Below are 16,390 nucleotides of genomic sequence, written 5' to 3' on the forward strand. Positions count from 1 at the left end.
TAAAATCAAATAAGCTATAATTAAAATTTTTAATTTCACACAAAGCGAAAAAATGAAAAAAATTATTTTTATGGGTACTCCATCTTACGCAACTTGTATTTTAAAAGCACTAGTAGAAAATGAAAATTTTAAACTCGTAGCACTTTTTACCCAGCCTGATAAAGCTGTAGGTAGAAAGCAAATTTTAACTCCAAGTGATACTAAGGCTTTTTTAAGTCAAAATTATCCTAGCATTCCTATTTTTACTCCAAGTTCTTTAAAAGATGAAAATATTATAAGAGAGATTAAGGATTTAAATCCTGATTTTATCGTGGTTGCTGCCTATGGAAAAATTTTACCTAAAGCCATTTTGGATTTAGTACCTTGTGTGAATTTGCATGCTTCTTTACTTCCAAAATACCGTGGTGCCAGTCCGATCCAAAGTGCGATTTTAAACAAAGATGAAAAAAGTGGAGTTTGCACCATGCTCATGGAAGAAGGGCTTGATACAGGTGCTATACTTGAAAGCTTAGAGTGTGATATAAAAGATAAAAATTCAAGTGAAGTTTTTGAACTTTTAGCAGATTTGGCCGCTAAGCTCATCCTCTCTACTCTTTTAAATTTCGATAAAATCACCCCTAAAAAACAAGAGGAAAGTCTAGCAACACTTTGTAGAAAAATCAAAAAAGAAGATGGGCTTATAAATTTGCAAAATGCAAGAGAACTTTATCAAAAATATCTAGCTTTTACCCCTTGGCCTGGAGTTTTCTTGGAAAATGGACTTAAATTCTTAGAGCTTGAACTTGTGGATGAATTAAAACAAAATGCTAAGATGGGTGAAATTTTAGAATTAGAAAAAGAAAGTTTTTTGCTTGCTTGCAAACAAGGAATTTTGCGTATTAAAAAACTTCAAGAAAGTGGAAAAAAAGCTCTTGATGGCAGGACTTATTTAAATGGAAAAAGGCTTAAAAGTGAAGATAGTTTGTGTTGAAAGTATAGATTCAACTCATCTTTTTTTATGCGAGCAAATACGCAATGGAAAGATTGATGGAAATTTTGCTATTTATGCTTTAGAACAAACAAATGGAGTTGGAAGTAGGGAAAATTCTTGGCAAAGCTCTAAAGGAAATTTACATCTTTCTTTTTGTATTAAAGAAGAAGATTTGCCAAAAGATTTGCCTTTGGCTTCTGTAAGTATTTATTTTGCTTATTTACTTAAAGAACTTTTACAAGAAAAAGGTTCTAAAATTTGGCTTAAATGGCCTAATGATTTATATTTAGATGATAAAAAAGCTGGAGGAGTTATAAGTGCTAAAATTTCAAATTTTATCATAGGCGGTATGGGTTTAAATCTTAAATTTGCACCCCAAAATACAGCTTTATGTGATATAGAAATTTCGCTTAAAGATTTAGTGAGTGAGTTTTTGCAAAAAGTAGAAAAAAAAATTTTATGGAAGAATATTTTTAGCAAGTATATGTTAGAATTTGAAAAATCAAGAAAATTTAGCGTCCATCATGAAGGTAAAGTTTTTTCACTTGAAAATTCTTTTTTGTATGAAGATGGTTCAATTTTACTAGGTGATAAAAGGGTGTATAGTTTAAGATGAGCGAAATTATTACAATAGCAAACCAAAAAGGTGGGGTAGGAAAGACTACAACAGCAGTAAATTTAGCCGCTTCTTTAGCTGTGGCTGAAAAAAAAGTACTTTTGATTGATGTTGATCCGCAAGCTAATGCGACTACAGGACTTGGTTTTAATCGTAATAATTATGAGTATAATATTTACCATGTTTTTATAGGAAGAAAAAAGCTTTCAGATATTATTTTAAAAACAGAATTGCCACAACTTCATTTAGCTCCTTCAAATATAGGTCTTGTAGGTATAGAACAAGAGCTTGCTAAAGGTGAAAATAATGAGAAAAAAATGCTGCTTAAAAATCAAATTCAAGAAGTGATTGATGAGTATGATTTTATTATTATTGATTCTCCACCTGCTCTTGGAAGTATTACTATAAATGCTTTTGCAGCAAGCGATAGTGTAATTATCCCTATACAGTGTGAATTTTATGCGCTTGAGGGTGTAGCTATGGTTTTAAATACAATTAAAATTATCAAAAAAACTATTAATTCTAAACTCAGGGTTCGTGGATTTTTACCGACAATGTATAGCTCTCAAAATAATCTTTCTAAAGATGTTGTAGATGATTTGAAACAAAATTTTAAAAAACAACTTTTTACTATTAATGGAAACGAAGATGACTTTATTGTGATCCCTCGCAATGTAAAACTTGCAGAAAGTCCAAGTTTTGGAAAGCCTATAATTCTTTATGATATTAAATCGCCAGGTTCTGTTGCTTATCAAAATTTGGCGTATTCTATATTAGGATAATTATAATGGGGTTAAATAAAGATAGGGGTTTAAGTAGTTTAATCAGTGATATGGATACTGTTTATAGTAAAGAATTGGGTTTTGATAAAAATCAAAGCACTATGATAGAAATTGATCAAATTTCACCCAATCCATTTCAGCCAAGAAAGAATTTTGATCAAGAAGCTTTAGATGAGCTTGCTAATTCTATCAAAGAATTTGGACTTATTCAGCCTATTATTGTATTTAAAAAAAATAATAAATTTATTTTAATTGCTGGGGAACGTCGCTTAAGAGCAGTGAAAGCATTAGGAAAAAAAGAAATTCTAGCTTTTATTGCTGATATTGATGAGAATAAGCTTAGAGAATTGGCTCTTATTGAAAATATACAAAGAGAGAATTTAAACCCTATTGAGCTTGCTAATTCTTATAAGGATTTAATGCAAGTTCATAAAATTACTCAAGAGAATTTAGCAGAACTTATTCATAAGTCTCGTACTCAAATAACAAATACTTTAAGACTTCTGAATTTAGATATTAGAACTCAAGAGTTGATTGCTTCTGGAAAAATTTCCCAGGGTCATGCTAAAGTTTTGGTTGGTTTAGATCAAAAAGATGAAAAAATGTTGGTTGATAGCATAATAGGTCAAAAACTTAATGTTAGAGATACTGAAAAAATAGTTAAAAAAATAAAAAATAATGAAAGCTTACCTAATCAAGAATTTGAAGATGAAATAAAAAAATTAAAACAAATACTAAATCGCTTTGGATTTGACTGCAAAAATAAAAATAATGATTTTGTAATTCATTTAGAAAATATTGATAAAATTAAAAAATTAATCAAAATGCTTGAAAAGCTTTAACCAAAATCTTAGCTTTTTTATGGTAAAATAGTCCTTCGAAAATTCTAACCAAGGAGAATTATGTTTGAAGATATGCATCCTTCCATAATGCTTGCTACTATGGCTATTTTTTTAGCTATGATAGTTATTTTAAATAGTATGCTGTATAAGCCGCTTTTAAAATTTATGGATGAAAGAAATGATTCTATAAAAAATGATGAGAATAAAGTAAAAGAAAATTCTCAAGAAGTTTTAGGTGTGAATGATGAATTAGAAGCTATTCATATTAACACTAGAGAAGAAATTCAAAAAATTAAACAAAGTGCTATAGCTGCTGCTAAAGAAGAGGCAGAGCAAATTCTTAGAAGCAAGAAAGAAGAATTAGAAAGAAAAATGGCCAGTTTTTATGCAGATTTAGCCGTTCAAAAAAAAGAGTTGCAAGAACATTTAAACATACATTTACCTGAGCTTAAGCAAGCTTTGCAAAATAACATAAAGAAAATTTAAGAGGAGAGAAATGAGTAAGTTATTCTTTATTATATTTTTGCTACCTTTGTATGCTTTTGGTGCATCAAACGGTAGTGGAGAATATGATATTATTCCAAGGACTATTAATTTTCTAATTTTTGTGGCTATATTGTATTATTTTGTTGCAACTCCATTTAAAAATTTTTACAAAAACCGTATTGTAAAAATTTCTTCTAAACTTGATGAAATTCAAAAAAAACTTTTAGAAAGTAAAGCTAAGAAATTAGACACGATGAAAAAACTTGAAGAAGCTAAGGCAAGTGCTGCTGCCGCTTTAATTACAGCAAAAAAAGAAGCTGAAATTTTAGTTCAAAATATTAAGAAAGAGACTCAAGATGAGTTAGATTTACTTCAAAAACATTTTGAGGAACAAAAAGATTATGAATTTAGAAAAATGGAAAAAGAATTAGTATCAAATACTTTAAATGAAATTTTTTCTGATCCAAATATGACATTAAAACAGAGTGAAATAATAGAACTTATGATGAAGAAGGTATCTTAAATATGGAAAATATAATTGCAAGAAGATATGCAAAAGCGATAGCTTCAAGAGCTGATATAAATGATTTTTATCAGAATTTGTGTATTTTAAATTCTGCTTTTGTTTTGCCAAAATTTAAAAATATTATAGAATCTAATGAGATTAAAAAAGAAAGAAAAATGGAATTTCTTGATTCTTTTTTTGATATTAAAAATTCTAGTTTTCAAAATTTTTTAAGACTTTTGATTGAAAATTCAAGATTAGAATGCATTCCTCAAATAGTTAAAGAACTTGAAAGACAAAAAGCTTTTAAAGAAAATATTTTTGTTGGTATTGTATATTCTAAAGAAAAATTAAGTCAAGAAAATCTTAAAGATCTTGAAGTCAAACTTAACAAAAAATTTGATGCAAATATTAAACTAAATAATAAAATCAGTCAAGATGATAGTGTTAAAATAGAATTAGAAGAATTAGGTTATGAACTTTCTTTTTCTATGAAAGCTCTTCAAAATAAGCTAAATGAATATATATTGAAAATTATCTAAGGAGAAAAAGTAAATGAAATTTAAAGCTGATGAGATCAGTTCAATAATCAAAGAAAGAATTGAAAATTTTGATTTAAATCTTGAAATTGAAGAAACAGGAAAGATTATTTCTGTAGCTGATGGTGTTGCTAAGGTATATGGACTTAAGAATATTATGGCTGGAGAAATGGTAGAATTTGAAAATGGTGATAAAGGAATGGCCTTAAACCTTGAAGAGTCGAGTGTAGGTATTGTTATACTTGGAAAAGGAGAAGGTTTAAAAGAAGGTGCTTCTGTAAAAAGACTTAAGAAATTACTTAAAGTTCCAGTAGGTGAGGCTTTGATTGGTCGTGTTGTAAATGCTTTAGGTGAGCCAATTGATGCTAAAGGTATGATCAATGCTAATGAATATCGTTTTGTTGAAGAAAAAGCAAAAGGTATTATGGCGAGAAAAAGTGTTCATGAGCCTTTACATACAGGAATTAAAGCTATTGATGCGCTTGTGCCAATTGGTCGTGGTCAAAGAGAGCTTATCATAGGTGATAGACAAACAGGTAAAACTACTGTTGCTGTTGATACTATTATATCTCAAAGAGGTCAAGGAGTTATCTGTATATATGTTGCAATTGGTCAAAAGCAAAGTACAGTGGCACAAGTGGTTAAAAGACTAGAAGAACATGGTGCTATGGAATATACTATTGTTGTAAATGCTGGTGCTTCAGATCCTGCGGCTTTACAGTACTTAGCTCCATATACTGGTGTAACCATGGGTGAATTTTTTAGAGACAACGCAAAACATGCTTTAATTGTTTATGATGATTTGAGCAAGCATGCTGTAGCTTATCGCGAAATGTCTTTGATTTTACGTCGTCCTCCAGGTCGTGAAGCTTATCCAGGCGATGTTTTTTACCTTCATTCAAGATTGCTTGAAAGAGCAAGCAAGCTAAATGATGAATTAGGTGCTGGTTCTTTGACGGCATTGCCGATAATTGAAACACAAGCAGGAGATGTTTCTGCTTATATTCCAACTAATGTTATTTCAATTACAGATGGACAAATTTTCTTAGAAACTGATTTATTTAACTCAGGAATTCGTCCCGCAATTAATGTTGGTTTATCAGTATCTCGTGTAGGTGGGGCTGCTCAAATTAAAGCTACAAAACAAGTTTCAGGCACATTAAGACTTGACCTTGCTCAATATAGAGAGCTTCAAGCTTTTGCACAATTTGCTAGCGATTTAGATGAGGCAAGTAGAAAACAACTTGAACGTGGACAAAGAATGGTTGAACTCTTAAAACAACCACCTTATTCTCCGCTTAGCGTTGAAAAACAAGTAGTTTTAATTTTTGCAGGAACCAAAGGTTTCTTAGATGATATTGCTGTTTCTAGAATTAAGGAATTTGAAGATGGAATTTATCCTTTTATTGAGGCAAAACATCCAGATATTTTTGAGCAAATTCGCTCTAAAAAAGCTTTAGATTCTGATTTGGAAGAAAAACTAGCTAAAGCCATTAATGAGTTTAAAGCAAATCATTTATAAGGTCTTTTATGTCTAATTTAAAAGAAATTAAAAGAAAAATTAAAAGTGTTCATAACACTCAAAAGACTACAAATGCTATGAAGCTAGTTTCTACTGCTAAGTTAAAAAAAGCAGAAGAAGCAGCTAAAAGATCAAAAATTTATGCACAAAAAATCGATGAAATTTTGAGTGAAATTTCATTTCAGATCAATAAAATTGTTCACAATGAAGATGATGTGCGTTTATCTTTGTTTCATAAAAAAGAACAAATTAAAACCGTAGATTTAATATTTATCACTGCAGATAAAGGCTTATGCGGTGGTTTTAATATTAAGACTTTAAAAACAGTAAGTGAAATGCTAAAAGAATATGAAGCAAAAAATATTAATATTCGTCTTAGAGCTATAGGTAAAACTGGAATTGAATATTTTAATTTTCAAAAAATAGAATTGTTAGAGAAATATTTCCATCTTAGTTCTAGTCCTGATTATGAGAAAGCATGTGAAGTAATTCATGCTGCTGTAGATGATTTTTTAAATGGAAATACAGATGAAGTGATTTTAGTTCATAATGGTTATAAAAATATGATTACCCAAGAACTTAAAATTAATCATCTTATTCCAGTTGAACCAAAGAGTATTGAACAGACTCATAATTCTCTTTTAGAGCTTGAACCGGAAGGAACTGAGCTTTTAGAAGATTTAATGAAAACATATTTTGAGTATAATATGTATTATGCGTTAATTGATTCTTTGGCGGCAGAGCATAGTGCAAGAATGCAAGCTATGGATAATGCAACTAATAACGCAAAGGCAAGAGTGAAACAACTAAATTTAGCTTATAATAAAGCAAGACAAGAATCCATTACTACTGAGCTTATAGAAATTATCAGTGGTGTTGAATCAATGAAATAGTAAATTTTAAGGAGAAGATAAATAATGCAAGGATTTATTTCACAGGTATTAGGTCCGGTTGTTGATGTAGATTTTAACGACTATTTACCTCAAATTAATGAAGCAATTGTTGTAAATTTTGAAAGCGAAGGAAAAAAACATAAACTTGTTTTAGAAGTAGCAGCTCATTTAGGAGATAATAGAGTTAGAACTATTGCTATGGATATGACAGATGGTTTGGTAAGGGGCTTAAAAGCTGAGGCTTTAGGTGCTCCTATTAGTGTTCCTGTTGGTGAGAAAGTTTTAGGAAGAATTTTCAATGTTACTGGAGATTTGATCGATGAAGGTGAAGAAATTTCTTTTGATAAAAAATGGGCAATTCATAGAGATCCGCCAGCTTTTGAAGATCAAAGCACAAAAAGTGAGATTTTTGAAACAGGGATTAAAGTTGTGGATTTACTTGCTCCTTATGCAAAAGGTGGTAAAGTAGGTCTTTTTGGTGGTGCAGGTGTTGGTAAAACTGTTATTATTATGGAGCTTATTCACAATGTTGCATTTAAGCATAGTGGCTATTCTGTATTTGCAGGTGTGGGTGAGAGAACTCGTGAAGGAAATGATCTTTATAATGAAATGAAAGAAAGTAATGTTTTAGACAAAGTTGCTCTATGTTATGGACAAATGAATGAACCACCAGGAGCAAGAAATCGTATTGCTTTAACAGGTTTAACAATGGCTGAGTATTTTAGAGATGAAATGGGTCTTGATGTGCTTATGTTTATTGATAATATCTTTAGATTTTCACAATCAGGTTCTGAAATGTCAGCACTTTTAGGAAGAATTCCATCAGCTGTGGGTTATCAACCAACCCTAGCAAGTGAAATGGGCAAATTCCAAGAAAGAATTACTTCAACTAAAAAAGGCTCAATCACTTCAGTTCAAGCTGTTTACGTTCCAGCTGACGACTTAACCGACCCAGCTCCAGCAACTGTTTTTGCTCACTTAGATGCTACAACAGTTTTAAATAGAGCTATCGCTGAAAAGGGTATTTATCCTGCAGTTGACCCACTTGACTCAACTTCAAGAATGCTTGACCCAAATATCATTGGAGAAGAACATTATAAAGTTGCTCGTGGTGTTCAATCAGTGCTTCAAAAATACAAAGATTTACAAGATATCATCGCCATTTTAGGTATGGATGAGCTTAGCGAAGAGGATAAACTTGTAGTTGAAAGAGCAAGAAAGATTGAAAAATTCTTATCACAACCATTTTTCGTTGCAGAAGTTTTCACAGGTAGCCCAGGAAAATATATAAGCCTTGAAGACACAATAGCAGGATTTAAGGGAATTTTAGAAGGTAAATATGATCATTTACCAGAAAATGCTTTCTATATGGTTGGAAATATAGATGAAGCTATTGCAAAAGCGGATAAATTAAAAGGTTAATTTATGAACGATTTGATTAATTTCGAGATAGTTACGCCTTTGGGTGTAATCTATCAAGGAGAAGTAAAATCTGTTACTTTACCGGGTAGTGAAGGAGAATTTGGCGTGCTTAAAGGACATGCTGCTTTGGTTTCTTCTTTAAAATCTGGAGTAATTGATATTGAAAAAGCTGATTTAAACCATGAATTAATTGCTATTGATGCTGGACATGCAAAGATAGATGAAGATAAGATTTGCGTGTTAGCAAAGGGTGCGGTTTGGGTTTGTGGAAGTGATGAAAGTGAGATTGAAAAAAATCTTGCTCAAGCAAAAGATTTGATTAAATCTATGAGTTCTGATAATGCAGCTTTAGCAGCAACTTTTTCAAAACTTGATAATGCAAGGATGCATTAATGAATTTTGAAGCTATATTTCATTTTTTCAATAGTTCAAGTATTATTACTTATATAGTTTTATTATGGCTTTCTTTATATTTTATTTTAGCATTTAGTATTTTGTTTGCTAGATTGACTTATTTGGCTACATGGAGAAATAAAGAAAAAGAAAGTTTAGAAACTTTGCTCTTGGGTGAGAAGGATTTAAGTCATACTGATTCGATTTTAAGAAAATGCAATGATACAACTTCAAATCATTTAGAAATCTATAAAAATTTAGCAAGTCGCCGCGCTTCTGCTGGACTTACTTGGCTTAGTATTATTGCTTCAACTTCACCTTTTATAGGTCTTTTTGGGACAGTTATTTCTATACTTGAAACTTTTGGTGGGCTTGGAACTCAAAATTCTTTAAGTATCATAGCTCCTAAAATCAGTGAGGCTTTAGTTGCTACAGGTTGTGGTATTTTAGTAGCAATTCCTGCTTATACATTTCATCTCATCATTAAAAGAAAAGCTTTCGAACTTTTAAGCATTATTGATAGCGAGATTAAAGTTATAAGTTCGAGTAAATAAGGTTAAAAATGCCATTTGATGATGAAAAACCTGAGCTTAATATCACACCTTTAGTAGATATTATGCTTGTATTGCTTGCGATTTTAATGGTAACAGCTCCAAGCATTACTTATGAAGAAAAAATTAATCTTCCACAAGGTAGTCAAAAAAATACTAGTGCTCCAACTGTTAAGAGTTTAATTATTAGTATTAATGCAAAAAAAGAAATTTTTTTAAATCAAGAAAAATACGATTTTATAAGTTTTGCTGACAATATTGCTCAAAGAAAAGCACAATTTAATACCGAAGATCCGGTTTTTATACGCGCTGATAAAAGCTTAAAATATGACGATGTTATTTCAGTCTTAAGAAGTGTAAAAAATTTAGGATTTAATAAAGTTGCTTTACAGACTGAATAATCATGAAAAATTATGGTTTGAGTAATTTAAATTCGTTTTTACTTGCTTTAGCAATATATATTAGTATAGTAATTCTTGTTTTTTTTAGACTTGTAAGCGAGGTTGAACCTGCTATACAATATACCGATATAAAAGATAGTTTTGTAGATATTGAACTTGCTGAACCATCAAAACAAGTTATTACTCAAAGCAACACTCCTAAAGAAATACAAAAACCAACAGAGCAAGTTGATATAGAAAAGCTTTTTGCTCAGACTACAAATAAAACAGTTAAGACAGAAGATATTGACCAAAAGGCAAGTAATTTTAATGAGCTTTTTGGAAATATCAAAGACATACAAGAAGAAAAGACTACAAAAATTCAATCAAGTGCTAAATCAGGAGCTTCTAGTGCCCCAAAACCTCAAGCTTCCGAACTTGTAAAGCAACTTAATGATAGTTTACTTCAAGAAGAAAGTTCAACGCAAGGCCAAAGCACAAAGGCGCAAAAGATTGGAATTTATGATGAATTTTTAGGGAAAGTCGTGCGTATTATCACCCAAAGATGGACTCAGTATTATCCAAATAGTGAAAAAATTTCTGTTAAGGTAAAAATTTTTATTGATGAAAATGGAAAATTTGGCTATACTTCAGTTGAAAAAAGTGGGAATCCTTTATATGATGCTAAAGTGGCTGAATTTTTAGAAAGTCAAAAAGGTAAATTTATTACTTATCCTCCGCAAAATAAAAATATAAGCATTACCATGAATTTAAGAGATGAAGCAAAAGTTAAAAATGATTAGGAGAAAAAAATGAAAAAAATTGTAGCAATTTTTTTAGTCTTTTTAGGAAGTCTTTGGGCAGAAGATCCAGTGATTGATGTTGTTAATTCTGGTGTAGTTTTACCAAAGATTATTGTTAAAGATAATTCAAATTTAAGTGATGAGAATTTAAAGAAAAGCTTTTATAATATCATTGTGAACGATTTGAAAGTAAGTTCAAACTTTGAAGTTGTTGCTAATGCAACTGAGACAAGTAATTATACTTTTGAATACGCTTTAAATAAAAATGGTAACACTTTGAGTTTAAATGTAAAAATAAAAGCTGGCGGTTCTGATAAGTCAGAGCAAACTTATACTTTAAATGGTTTAGAGCAATATCCATTTTTGGCACATAAAAGCGTCAAAGCTTCTGTAAATGCGTTAGGACTTGCATCTGTTGATTGGATGGATCATAAAATTTTGATCGCGAGAAATTCTAGCTCTAAAAAAAGTCAAATTATTATGGCTGATTATACTTTAACTTATCAAAAAGTTATTGTTGATGGTGGGCTTAATTTATTTCCAAAATGGGGAAATAAAGAACAAACTCTATTTTATTATACAGCTTATGATCATGATAAGCCAACTTTATACCGTTATGATTTAAATACCAATAAAGCTAGTAAAATTTTATCAAGTGGCGGTATGGTTGTAGCAAGTGATGTGAGTGTAGATGGAAGTAAACTACTTGTTACCATGGCTCCAAAAGATCAGCCTGATGTTTATTTATATGACTTAAATACCAAAAATCTAACACAATTAACTAATTATTCTGGTATTGATGTTAATGGAAATTTTATTGGCTCAGATGATAGTAAAGTGGTATTTGTAAGCGATCGTTTAGGATATCCTAATATTTTTATGCAAGATTTAAATAGTAATGGTGCTGAACAAGTTGTTTTTCATGGTAGAAATAATTCGGCTGTTTCGACTTATAAAGATTTTTTGGTTTATTCAAGTCGTGAACCAAATCAAGCAGGTGTTTTTAATATTTATTTGATGTCAATTAATAGTGATTATATTCGTCAACTTACGGCAAATGGAAAAAATTTATTTCCAAGATTTTCTAGTGATGGTGGAAGTATAGTATTTATCAAATATTTAGGTGTGCAAAGTGCTTTAGGTGTTATTCGTGTAAATGCAAATAAGACTTTTTATTTTCCTCTTAGGGTTGGAAAAATTCAATCAATTGATTGGTAAAAATTTCAATTTTAGGTTAAAATTAATTAAAAATTAGATATAATAGTAAGAATTTATTAACTTTGAAAGGTCATAAATGAAAAAAATTCTTTTTACTTCAATTGCAGCTCTTGCAGTTGTTATTAGTGGTTGTAGCACAAAAAGCACTAGCGTAAGCGGTGATAGTAGTGTTGATTCAAATCGTGGTTCAGGTGGAAGTGATGGTTGGGATATTGATTCAAAAATTTCTCAACTTAATGATACTTTAAATAAAGTATATTTTGATTTTGATAAATTCAATATTCGTCCTGATATGCAAAATGTTGTAAGCACAAATGCTAATATCTTTAACACTGAAGTAAGCGGTGTAAGTATTACTGTTGAAGGAAACTGCGATGAGTGGGGAACCGATGAATATAACCAAGCTCTAGGTTTAAAAAGAGCAAAAGCTGTAAAAGAAGCTTTAATCGCTAAAGGTGTAAATGCTGATAGAATTGCTGTTAAAAGCTATGGAGAAACAAATCCTGTGTGCACTGAAAAAACTAAAGCTTGCGATGCGCAAAACAGACGTGCTGAATTTAAATTATCAAGATAATTAATGAAAAAAATATTCACAGTAGCTCTTCTTGGAGCTACTTTACTTTATGCAGAAAGCTCAGCTTTTGGTGCAGGAGATATAACAAGCAATTCTTCTTATGGTTTAACTTCAAATGAAAAATTATTTAAAGAAAAGTTAGATAATTTAAATAATGAAAATATACAAACAAATGCTAGAATTAATGAAATTAACGAAAGAATCGAGGGTTTACAAAGCACTTTAGAAGGTATAAATTCTCAATATACTAAATCAAATTCTAGATTAAGTCAAGTTGAAGAGAATAATCAAAATATTGAAAATAATTTTACTAGTGAAATTCAAAAATTAAAGGCTTATGTTGAAGAAAGTAGAAAAATTCAAGAAGCTAATAATAAGCAAGTAAAAAAAGTTTTAGCCGAACTTAGTTCTTTAGTAGATGCTATTAATGCAAATTATGTTTCTAAAAACGAATTAAATGATGCAAATTTAAGCGTTAAAACTATTACACCTAGTGTTGTTGTTTCAACTACAGATTCAAATAGTACTATTGAAAACAATAATACTCAAAATACCCAAGATGATAAAGCAAAACAAATTGATGAATCTTGGAAAAAGAAAAAAAATAATGAAATTTTAGAATTAGCGATAAAAGATGTTGATAAAAATGCTTTTGAAGATTCCAAAGCAAAATTAAATTTTCTCATAACAAAGCAGTATAAACCCGCAAGAGCAAATTTTTGGTTAGGGGAGATCGAGTATAAACAAAAAAATTATAACAATGCTATTGTTTATTATAAAAAAAGTTCTTCTTTGAGTACAAAAGGGGATTATTTCCCAAAACTTTTATATCATACTGCCATTTCATTGGATAAAACAGGTGATACAAAAACAGCAAATGGTTTTTATAAAGCTTTAAAAACTAATTATCCAAATTCACCCGAAGCAAAAGCTTCACCTAATAGAAAATAAATTAAGGAGATAAAATGGCTATAGAAAAAAATAGTGTAGTTTCAATGTTTTATGAGTTAAAAGACGCAAATACAAATGAAGTTTTAGAATCAAATTTATACTCTCAACCTATTTCTTTTATTTTAGGCAAAGGTCAGATTTTAGAAAGCTTAGAAGAAGAAGTGATGAAGCTTGATTGCCCTAGCAATGCTGATGTGGTAATTAAAAAAGAAAAAGGTTTAGGCGAATACGATGAAAATGCCGTTCAAACTTTACCAAAAGAGCAATTTGCAGGTATTGATTTAAAAGTAGGTATGGAGCTTTTTGGCGAAGGTGAAAATGGCGAAACCGTTCGTGTAACTGTAAAAGAGATTGGCGAAAATGATGTGACAATTGATTATAATCATCCTTATGCGGGTCGTGATTTGCTTTTTTCTTTAAATATCGTAGATGCTAGAGCTGCGAGTGAAGATGAAATTCTTACAGGTATTATCGCAGGAAGTCATAGTTGTGGTTGTGGAAGCGGACATGGGCACGATCATCATCACGGACACGGACACGGTGGCGGCGGTTGCTGTGGTGGTGGCGGTTGCGGTTGTCATTAATGAAGACTGCGTTTATATTTCCAGGTCAAGGCTCACAAAGTCTTGGCATGGGAAAAGATTTTTATGAAAACTCTATAAAAGCCAAAGAACTCCTTCAAAACGCAAGTGATTTTTGTAAGATTGATTTTAAACATTTACTTTTTGAAGAAAACGAAAAACTCAATCAAAGTGAATTTACTCAACCCGCCATCGTTTTAAATTCCTTAATGGCTTATAGTGTTTTACTTGAAAAAAAACCTGATTTAAGTTCGAAATTTGCTTTAGGGCATTCTTTGGGAGAATTTTCAGCCTTAGCTGTCAATGGTGCTTTTGATTTTTTAGAGGCTCTTTCTTTGGTCAATAAAAGAGGGCTTTTTATGCAAGAAGATTGTGCAAAAGTTGAAGCAGGTATGATGGTGGTTTTGGGGCTTGATGATGAAAAGGTTGAAGAGCTTTGTCAAAAAGCACAAAAAGAAAACAAGCAAATTTTCGCTGCAAATTATAACTGCGATGGACAAATCGTTGTAGCAGGTTTAAAACCTGATTTAGCAAGTTATGAAAGTGTATTTAAAGAAGCAGGAGCTAAAAGAGCTATGCTTTTAAATATGAGCGTGGCAAGTCATTGTCCTCTTTTGGAAAATGCTTCAGCTAAGCTTTGTGTGGAGCTTGAAAAGGTATTAAAACCAAATTTTAAAGCCGTAATTTCTAATGCAAATGCCAAAATTTATACAAGCAAAGAAGAAGCCCTTGAACTTTTAAAAGCACAACTTATCTCACCTGTGCTTTATAAACAAAGCATTAAGGCATGTGAAAATGAAGTAGATTATTTCATAGAATTTGGTGCAAGCGTGCTTAAGGGTTTGAATAAAAAAATCACTTCAAAAGAAACTTATGCTTTAACAAATATGAATGATATTGATGAATTTTTAAAGGTTATATGATGAAAATAGCAATTTTAGGAGCTATGAGTGAAGAAATCACTCCTTTACTTGAAACACTTAAAGATTATACGAAAATAGAACACGCTAATAATACTTATTATTTTGCAAAGTATAAAAACCATGAACTTGTTTTAGCGTATTCTAAAATTGGCAAGGTAAATTCTACTCTTAGTGCTAGTGTGATGATAGAAAAATTTGGCGCACAAGCGTTGCTTTTTACAGGAGTTGCAGGTGCTTTTAATCCTGAACTTGAAATTGGTGATTTGCTTTATGCAACAAAATTAGCTCAATACGATCTTGATATTACCGCTTTTGGGCATCCTTTGGGTTTTGTTCCAGGTAATGAAATTTTTATCAAAACCGATGAGAAATTAAACAATCTTGCTTTAGAAGTTGCTAAGGAATTAAATATCAAACTGCGTGCAGGCATTATTGCAACGGGTGATGAGTTTATTTGCGATGAAGCAAAAAAAGCAAAAATCAGAGAAATTTTCAATGCGGATGCTTGTGAAATGGAAGGCGCAAGTGTTGCTTTGGTTTGTGATGCCTTAAAGGTGCCTTGTTTTATCTTAAGAGCTATGAGTGATAAAGCAGGGGAAAAGGCTGAATTTGATTTTGATGAATTTGTGATCAATTCAGCTAAAATTTCAGCCAATTTTGTGCTTAAAATGTGCGAGAAATTATGATAAATCTTAGCAAAAAACTTATACGCCAAGTTGCACAAGCTAATGCTAAATTTGGACTTATTAAAGATGGAGATAGGGTTCTTTTAGGGCTTAGTGGCGGGAAAGATTCTTTGGCTTTAGCCCATCTTTTAAATCGTATGCAAGCTCACGCTCCTTTTAAATTTGAACTTGAAGCAGTAACTTTGAGTTATGGCATGGGCGAGGATTATTCTCATCTTCATGCACATTGTGAAGAACACGGCATTAAACATAACGTGCTTGATTCAAATATTTATGAAGTTTCAGGCGATACCATAAGAGAAAATTCAAGTTTTTGTAGTTATTTTTCGAGAATGCGTCGTGGAGCTTTATATACTTACGCTCTTGAAAAAGGTTTTAACAAGCTTGCTATAGCTCATCATTTAGATGATGCAGCAGAAAGCTTTTTTATGAATTTTATTCATAATGGAGCTTTAAGAACCTTAGCGCCTATTTATCAAAGCAAACGCGGTGTAACTGTGATACGCCCTTTGATTTTTGTGCGAGAAAGACAGCTTAGGGATAATGCTACGCAAAATGAACTTAGCGTGATAGGAAATGAATTTTGTCCTGGTATGAAACTCAGTGAAAAAAATGTAAAATTTCCACACGCTAGAGAAGAAGCTAAACAGCTTTTAGCAAATTTAGAAAAAGATCATCCTAAGCTTTTTACAAGTTTAAAAACCGCTTTTGCCAATTTACACACGGAGAGTTTTTGGCTTCAAAAGGCATAAA

Annotated in this window: 21 protein-coding genes; all 21 read left to right on the forward strand. The window is 31.1% G+C overall.

The window, feature by feature from the left end; translation table 11 throughout:
- Nucleotides 1-52 precede the first annotated feature (52 nt).
- The 21 genes from fmt (at nucleotide 53) to SR62_RS00410 (ending at nucleotide 16,389) form a co-directional block, all read left to right on the forward strand.
- On the forward strand, nucleotides 53-970 hold the full coding sequence (gene fmt, locus SR62_RS00310; protein ID WP_002892567.1) for a methionyl-tRNA formyltransferase: 918 nt from the start codon (nucleotides 53-55) through the stop codon (nucleotides 968-970).
- A complete protein-coding gene (locus SR62_RS00315; protein ID WP_002892566.1) occupies nucleotides 933-1,586 on the forward strand; it encodes a biotin--[acetyl-CoA-carboxylase] ligase in 654 nt (217 codons plus the stop codon). The genes fmt and SR62_RS00315 overlap by 38 nt, the downstream gene beginning before the upstream one ends.
- On the forward strand, nucleotides 1,583-2,368 hold the full coding sequence (locus tag SR62_RS00320) for a ParA family protein (protein WP_002851697.1): 786 nt from the start codon (nucleotides 1,583-1,585) through the stop codon (nucleotides 2,366-2,368). Before SR62_RS00315 ends, SR62_RS00320 begins: the two co-directional genes overlap by 4 nt.
- A 5-nt stretch (nucleotides 2,369-2,373) precedes the next feature.
- A complete protein-coding gene (locus SR62_RS00325) occupies nucleotides 2,374-3,210 on the forward strand; it encodes a ParB/RepB/Spo0J family partition protein (protein ID WP_002851919.1) in 837 nt (278 codons plus the stop codon).
- A 60-nt stretch (nucleotides 3,211-3,270) separates the two neighbouring features.
- Complete coding sequence (locus tag SR62_RS00330; protein WP_002857723.1) at nucleotides 3,271-3,696, forward strand: FoF1 ATP synthase subunit B'; 426 nt, start codon at nucleotides 3,271-3,273, stop codon at nucleotides 3,694-3,696.
- Nucleotides 3,697-3,706: 10 nt separating this feature from the next.
- Nucleotides 3,707-4,219, forward strand: coding sequence for a F0F1 ATP synthase subunit B (locus tag SR62_RS00335; RefSeq protein WP_002851681.1), 513 nt, complete (start codon nucleotides 3,707-3,709; stop codon nucleotides 4,217-4,219).
- Between the two features lie 2 nt (nucleotides 4,220-4,221).
- Nucleotides 4,222-4,743, forward strand: a complete 522-nt coding sequence (locus SR62_RS00340; protein WP_002851861.1) for a F0F1 ATP synthase subunit delta — start codon at nucleotides 4,222-4,224, stop codon at nucleotides 4,741-4,743.
- A gap of 13 nt (nucleotides 4,744-4,756) precedes the next feature.
- Nucleotides 4,757-6,262 carry a F0F1 ATP synthase subunit alpha gene (gene atpA, locus SR62_RS00345; RefSeq protein WP_002892565.1) on the forward strand — a complete coding sequence of 502 codons (1,506 nt, stop codon included), beginning with the start codon at nucleotides 4,757-4,759 and terminating at the stop codon, nucleotides 6,260-6,262.
- Nucleotides 6,263-6,270: 8 nt separating this feature from the next.
- Nucleotides 6,271-7,155, forward strand: a complete 885-nt coding sequence (gene atpG, locus SR62_RS00350; protein WP_002860587.1) for an ATP synthase F1 subunit gamma — start codon at nucleotides 6,271-6,273, stop codon at nucleotides 7,153-7,155.
- A 24-nt stretch (nucleotides 7,156-7,179) separates the two neighbouring features.
- Nucleotides 7,180-8,577 (forward strand): F0F1 ATP synthase subunit beta, encoded by a 1,398-nt coding sequence (gene atpD / locus SR62_RS00355; RefSeq protein WP_002852005.1) that lies wholly within the window; start codon nucleotides 7,180-7,182, stop codon nucleotides 8,575-8,577.
- 3 nt (nucleotides 8,578-8,580) lie between these two features.
- The gene (gene atpC / locus SR62_RS00360; RefSeq protein WP_002892564.1) at nucleotides 8,581-8,970 is read left to right on the forward strand and encodes an ATP synthase F1 subunit epsilon; all 390 of its coding nucleotides are present in this window, start codon (nucleotides 8,581-8,583) and stop codon (nucleotides 8,968-8,970) included.
- The gene (locus tag SR62_RS00365; protein ID WP_002892563.1) at nucleotides 8,970-9,524 is read left to right on the forward strand and encodes a MotA/TolQ/ExbB proton channel family protein; all 555 of its coding nucleotides are present in this window, start codon (nucleotides 8,970-8,972) and stop codon (nucleotides 9,522-9,524) included. Before atpC ends, SR62_RS00365 begins: the two co-directional genes overlap by 1 nt.
- An 8-nt stretch (nucleotides 9,525-9,532) precedes the next feature.
- Complete coding sequence (locus SR62_RS00370; protein WP_002892562.1) at nucleotides 9,533-9,922, forward strand: ExbD/TolR family protein; 390 nt, start codon at nucleotides 9,533-9,535, stop codon at nucleotides 9,920-9,922.
- A gap of 2 nt (nucleotides 9,923-9,924) precedes the next feature.
- Nucleotides 9,925-10,704 (forward strand): TonB C-terminal domain-containing protein, encoded by a 780-nt coding sequence (locus SR62_RS00375; protein ID WP_002892561.1) that lies wholly within the window; start codon nucleotides 9,925-9,927, stop codon nucleotides 10,702-10,704.
- A gap of 9 nt (nucleotides 10,705-10,713) precedes the next feature.
- Nucleotides 10,714-11,922, forward strand: coding sequence for a Tol-Pal system protein TolB (tolB, locus tag SR62_RS00380; RefSeq protein WP_002892559.1), 1,209 nt, complete (start codon nucleotides 10,714-10,716; stop codon nucleotides 11,920-11,922).
- A gap of 76 nt (nucleotides 11,923-11,998) precedes the next feature.
- On the forward strand, nucleotides 11,999-12,496 hold the full coding sequence (gene pal, locus SR62_RS00385) for a peptidoglycan-associated lipoprotein Pal (RefSeq protein WP_002851617.1): 498 nt from the start codon (nucleotides 11,999-12,001) through the stop codon (nucleotides 12,494-12,496).
- Between the two features lie 3 nt (nucleotides 12,497-12,499).
- Nucleotides 12,500-13,447 (forward strand): tetratricopeptide repeat protein, encoded by a 948-nt coding sequence (locus SR62_RS00390; RefSeq protein WP_002892557.1) that lies wholly within the window; start codon nucleotides 12,500-12,502, stop codon nucleotides 13,445-13,447.
- A gap of 14 nt (nucleotides 13,448-13,461) precedes the next feature.
- On the forward strand, nucleotides 13,462-14,031 hold the full coding sequence (locus SR62_RS00395; RefSeq protein WP_002851661.1) for a peptidylprolyl isomerase: 570 nt from the start codon (nucleotides 13,462-13,464) through the stop codon (nucleotides 14,029-14,031).
- A gap of 47 nt (nucleotides 14,032-14,078) precedes the next feature.
- A complete protein-coding gene (locus SR62_RS00400; RefSeq protein WP_236842038.1) occupies nucleotides 14,079-14,951 on the forward strand; it encodes an ACP S-malonyltransferase in 873 nt (290 codons plus the stop codon).
- Nucleotides 14,948-15,637 (forward strand): aminodeoxyfutalosine nucleosidase, encoded by a 690-nt coding sequence (gene pfs, locus SR62_RS00405; protein WP_002859787.1) that lies wholly within the window; start codon nucleotides 14,948-14,950, stop codon nucleotides 15,635-15,637. Before SR62_RS00400 ends, pfs begins: the two co-directional genes overlap by 4 nt.
- Nucleotides 15,634-16,389 carry an ATP-binding protein gene (locus SR62_RS00410; RefSeq protein WP_002892556.1) on the forward strand — a complete coding sequence of 252 codons (756 nt, stop codon included), beginning with the start codon at nucleotides 15,634-15,636 and terminating at the stop codon, nucleotides 16,387-16,389. Before pfs ends, SR62_RS00410 begins: the two co-directional genes overlap by 4 nt.
- Nucleotide 16,390: the final 1 nt, after the last annotated feature.

The organism is Campylobacter sp. 2014D-0258 (genome assembly GCF_008000495.1).
In the GTDB taxonomy this organism is placed as follows: Bacteria; Campylobacterota; Campylobacteria; order Campylobacterales; family Campylobacteraceae; genus Campylobacter_D; species Campylobacter_D jejuni.

Excerpts from the sequence above, each read along its gene's own strand:
- fmt (WP_002892567.1), top strand. The coding sequence starts at position 53 with ATGAAAAAAATTATTTTTATGGGTACTCCATCTTACGCAACTTGTATT.
- SR62_RS00315 (WP_002892566.1), top strand. The coding sequence starts at position 933 with ATGGAAAAAGGCTTAAAAGTGAAGATAGTTTGTGTTGAAAGTATAGAT.
- SR62_RS00320 (WP_002851697.1), top strand. The coding sequence starts at position 1,583 with ATGAGCGAAATTATTACAATAGCAAACCAAAAAGGTGGGGTAGGAAAG.
- SR62_RS00325 (WP_002851919.1), top strand. The coding sequence starts at position 2,374 with ATGGGGTTAAATAAAGATAGGGGTTTAAGTAGTTTAATCAGTGATATG.
- SR62_RS00330 (WP_002857723.1), top strand. The coding sequence starts at position 3,271 with ATGTTTGAAGATATGCATCCTTCCATAATGCTTGCTACTATGGCTATT.
- SR62_RS00335 (WP_002851681.1), top strand. The coding sequence starts at position 3,707 with ATGAGTAAGTTATTCTTTATTATATTTTTGCTACCTTTGTATGCTTTT.
- SR62_RS00340 (WP_002851861.1), top strand. The coding sequence starts at position 4,222 with ATGGAAAATATAATTGCAAGAAGATATGCAAAAGCGATAGCTTCAAGA.
- atpA (WP_002892565.1), top strand. The coding sequence starts at position 4,757 with ATGAAATTTAAAGCTGATGAGATCAGTTCAATAATCAAAGAAAGAATT.
- atpG (WP_002860587.1), top strand. The coding sequence starts at position 6,271 with ATGTCTAATTTAAAAGAAATTAAAAGAAAAATTAAAAGTGTTCATAAC.
- atpD (WP_002852005.1), top strand. The coding sequence starts at position 7,180 with ATGCAAGGATTTATTTCACAGGTATTAGGTCCGGTTGTTGATGTAGAT.
- atpC (WP_002892564.1), top strand. The coding sequence starts at position 8,581 with ATGAACGATTTGATTAATTTCGAGATAGTTACGCCTTTGGGTGTAATC.
- SR62_RS00365 (WP_002892563.1), top strand. The coding sequence starts at position 8,970 with ATGAATTTTGAAGCTATATTTCATTTTTTCAATAGTTCAAGTATTATT.
- SR62_RS00370 (WP_002892562.1), top strand. The coding sequence starts at position 9,533 with ATGCCATTTGATGATGAAAAACCTGAGCTTAATATCACACCTTTAGTA.
- SR62_RS00375 (WP_002892561.1), top strand. The coding sequence starts at position 9,925 with ATGAAAAATTATGGTTTGAGTAATTTAAATTCGTTTTTACTTGCTTTA.
- tolB (WP_002892559.1), top strand. The coding sequence starts at position 10,714 with ATGAAAAAAATTGTAGCAATTTTTTTAGTCTTTTTAGGAAGTCTTTGG.
- pal (WP_002851617.1), top strand. The coding sequence starts at position 11,999 with ATGAAAAAAATTCTTTTTACTTCAATTGCAGCTCTTGCAGTTGTTATT.
- SR62_RS00390 (WP_002892557.1), top strand. The coding sequence starts at position 12,500 with ATGAAAAAAATATTCACAGTAGCTCTTCTTGGAGCTACTTTACTTTAT.
- SR62_RS00395 (WP_002851661.1), top strand. The coding sequence starts at position 13,462 with ATGGCTATAGAAAAAAATAGTGTAGTTTCAATGTTTTATGAGTTAAAA.
- SR62_RS00400 (WP_236842038.1), top strand. The coding sequence starts at position 14,079 with ATGGGAAAAGATTTTTATGAAAACTCTATAAAAGCCAAAGAACTCCTT.
- pfs (WP_002859787.1), top strand. The coding sequence starts at position 14,948 with ATGATGAAAATAGCAATTTTAGGAGCTATGAGTGAAGAAATCACTCCT.
- SR62_RS00410 (WP_002892556.1), top strand. The coding sequence starts at position 15,634 with ATGATAAATCTTAGCAAAAAACTTATACGCCAAGTTGCACAAGCTAAT.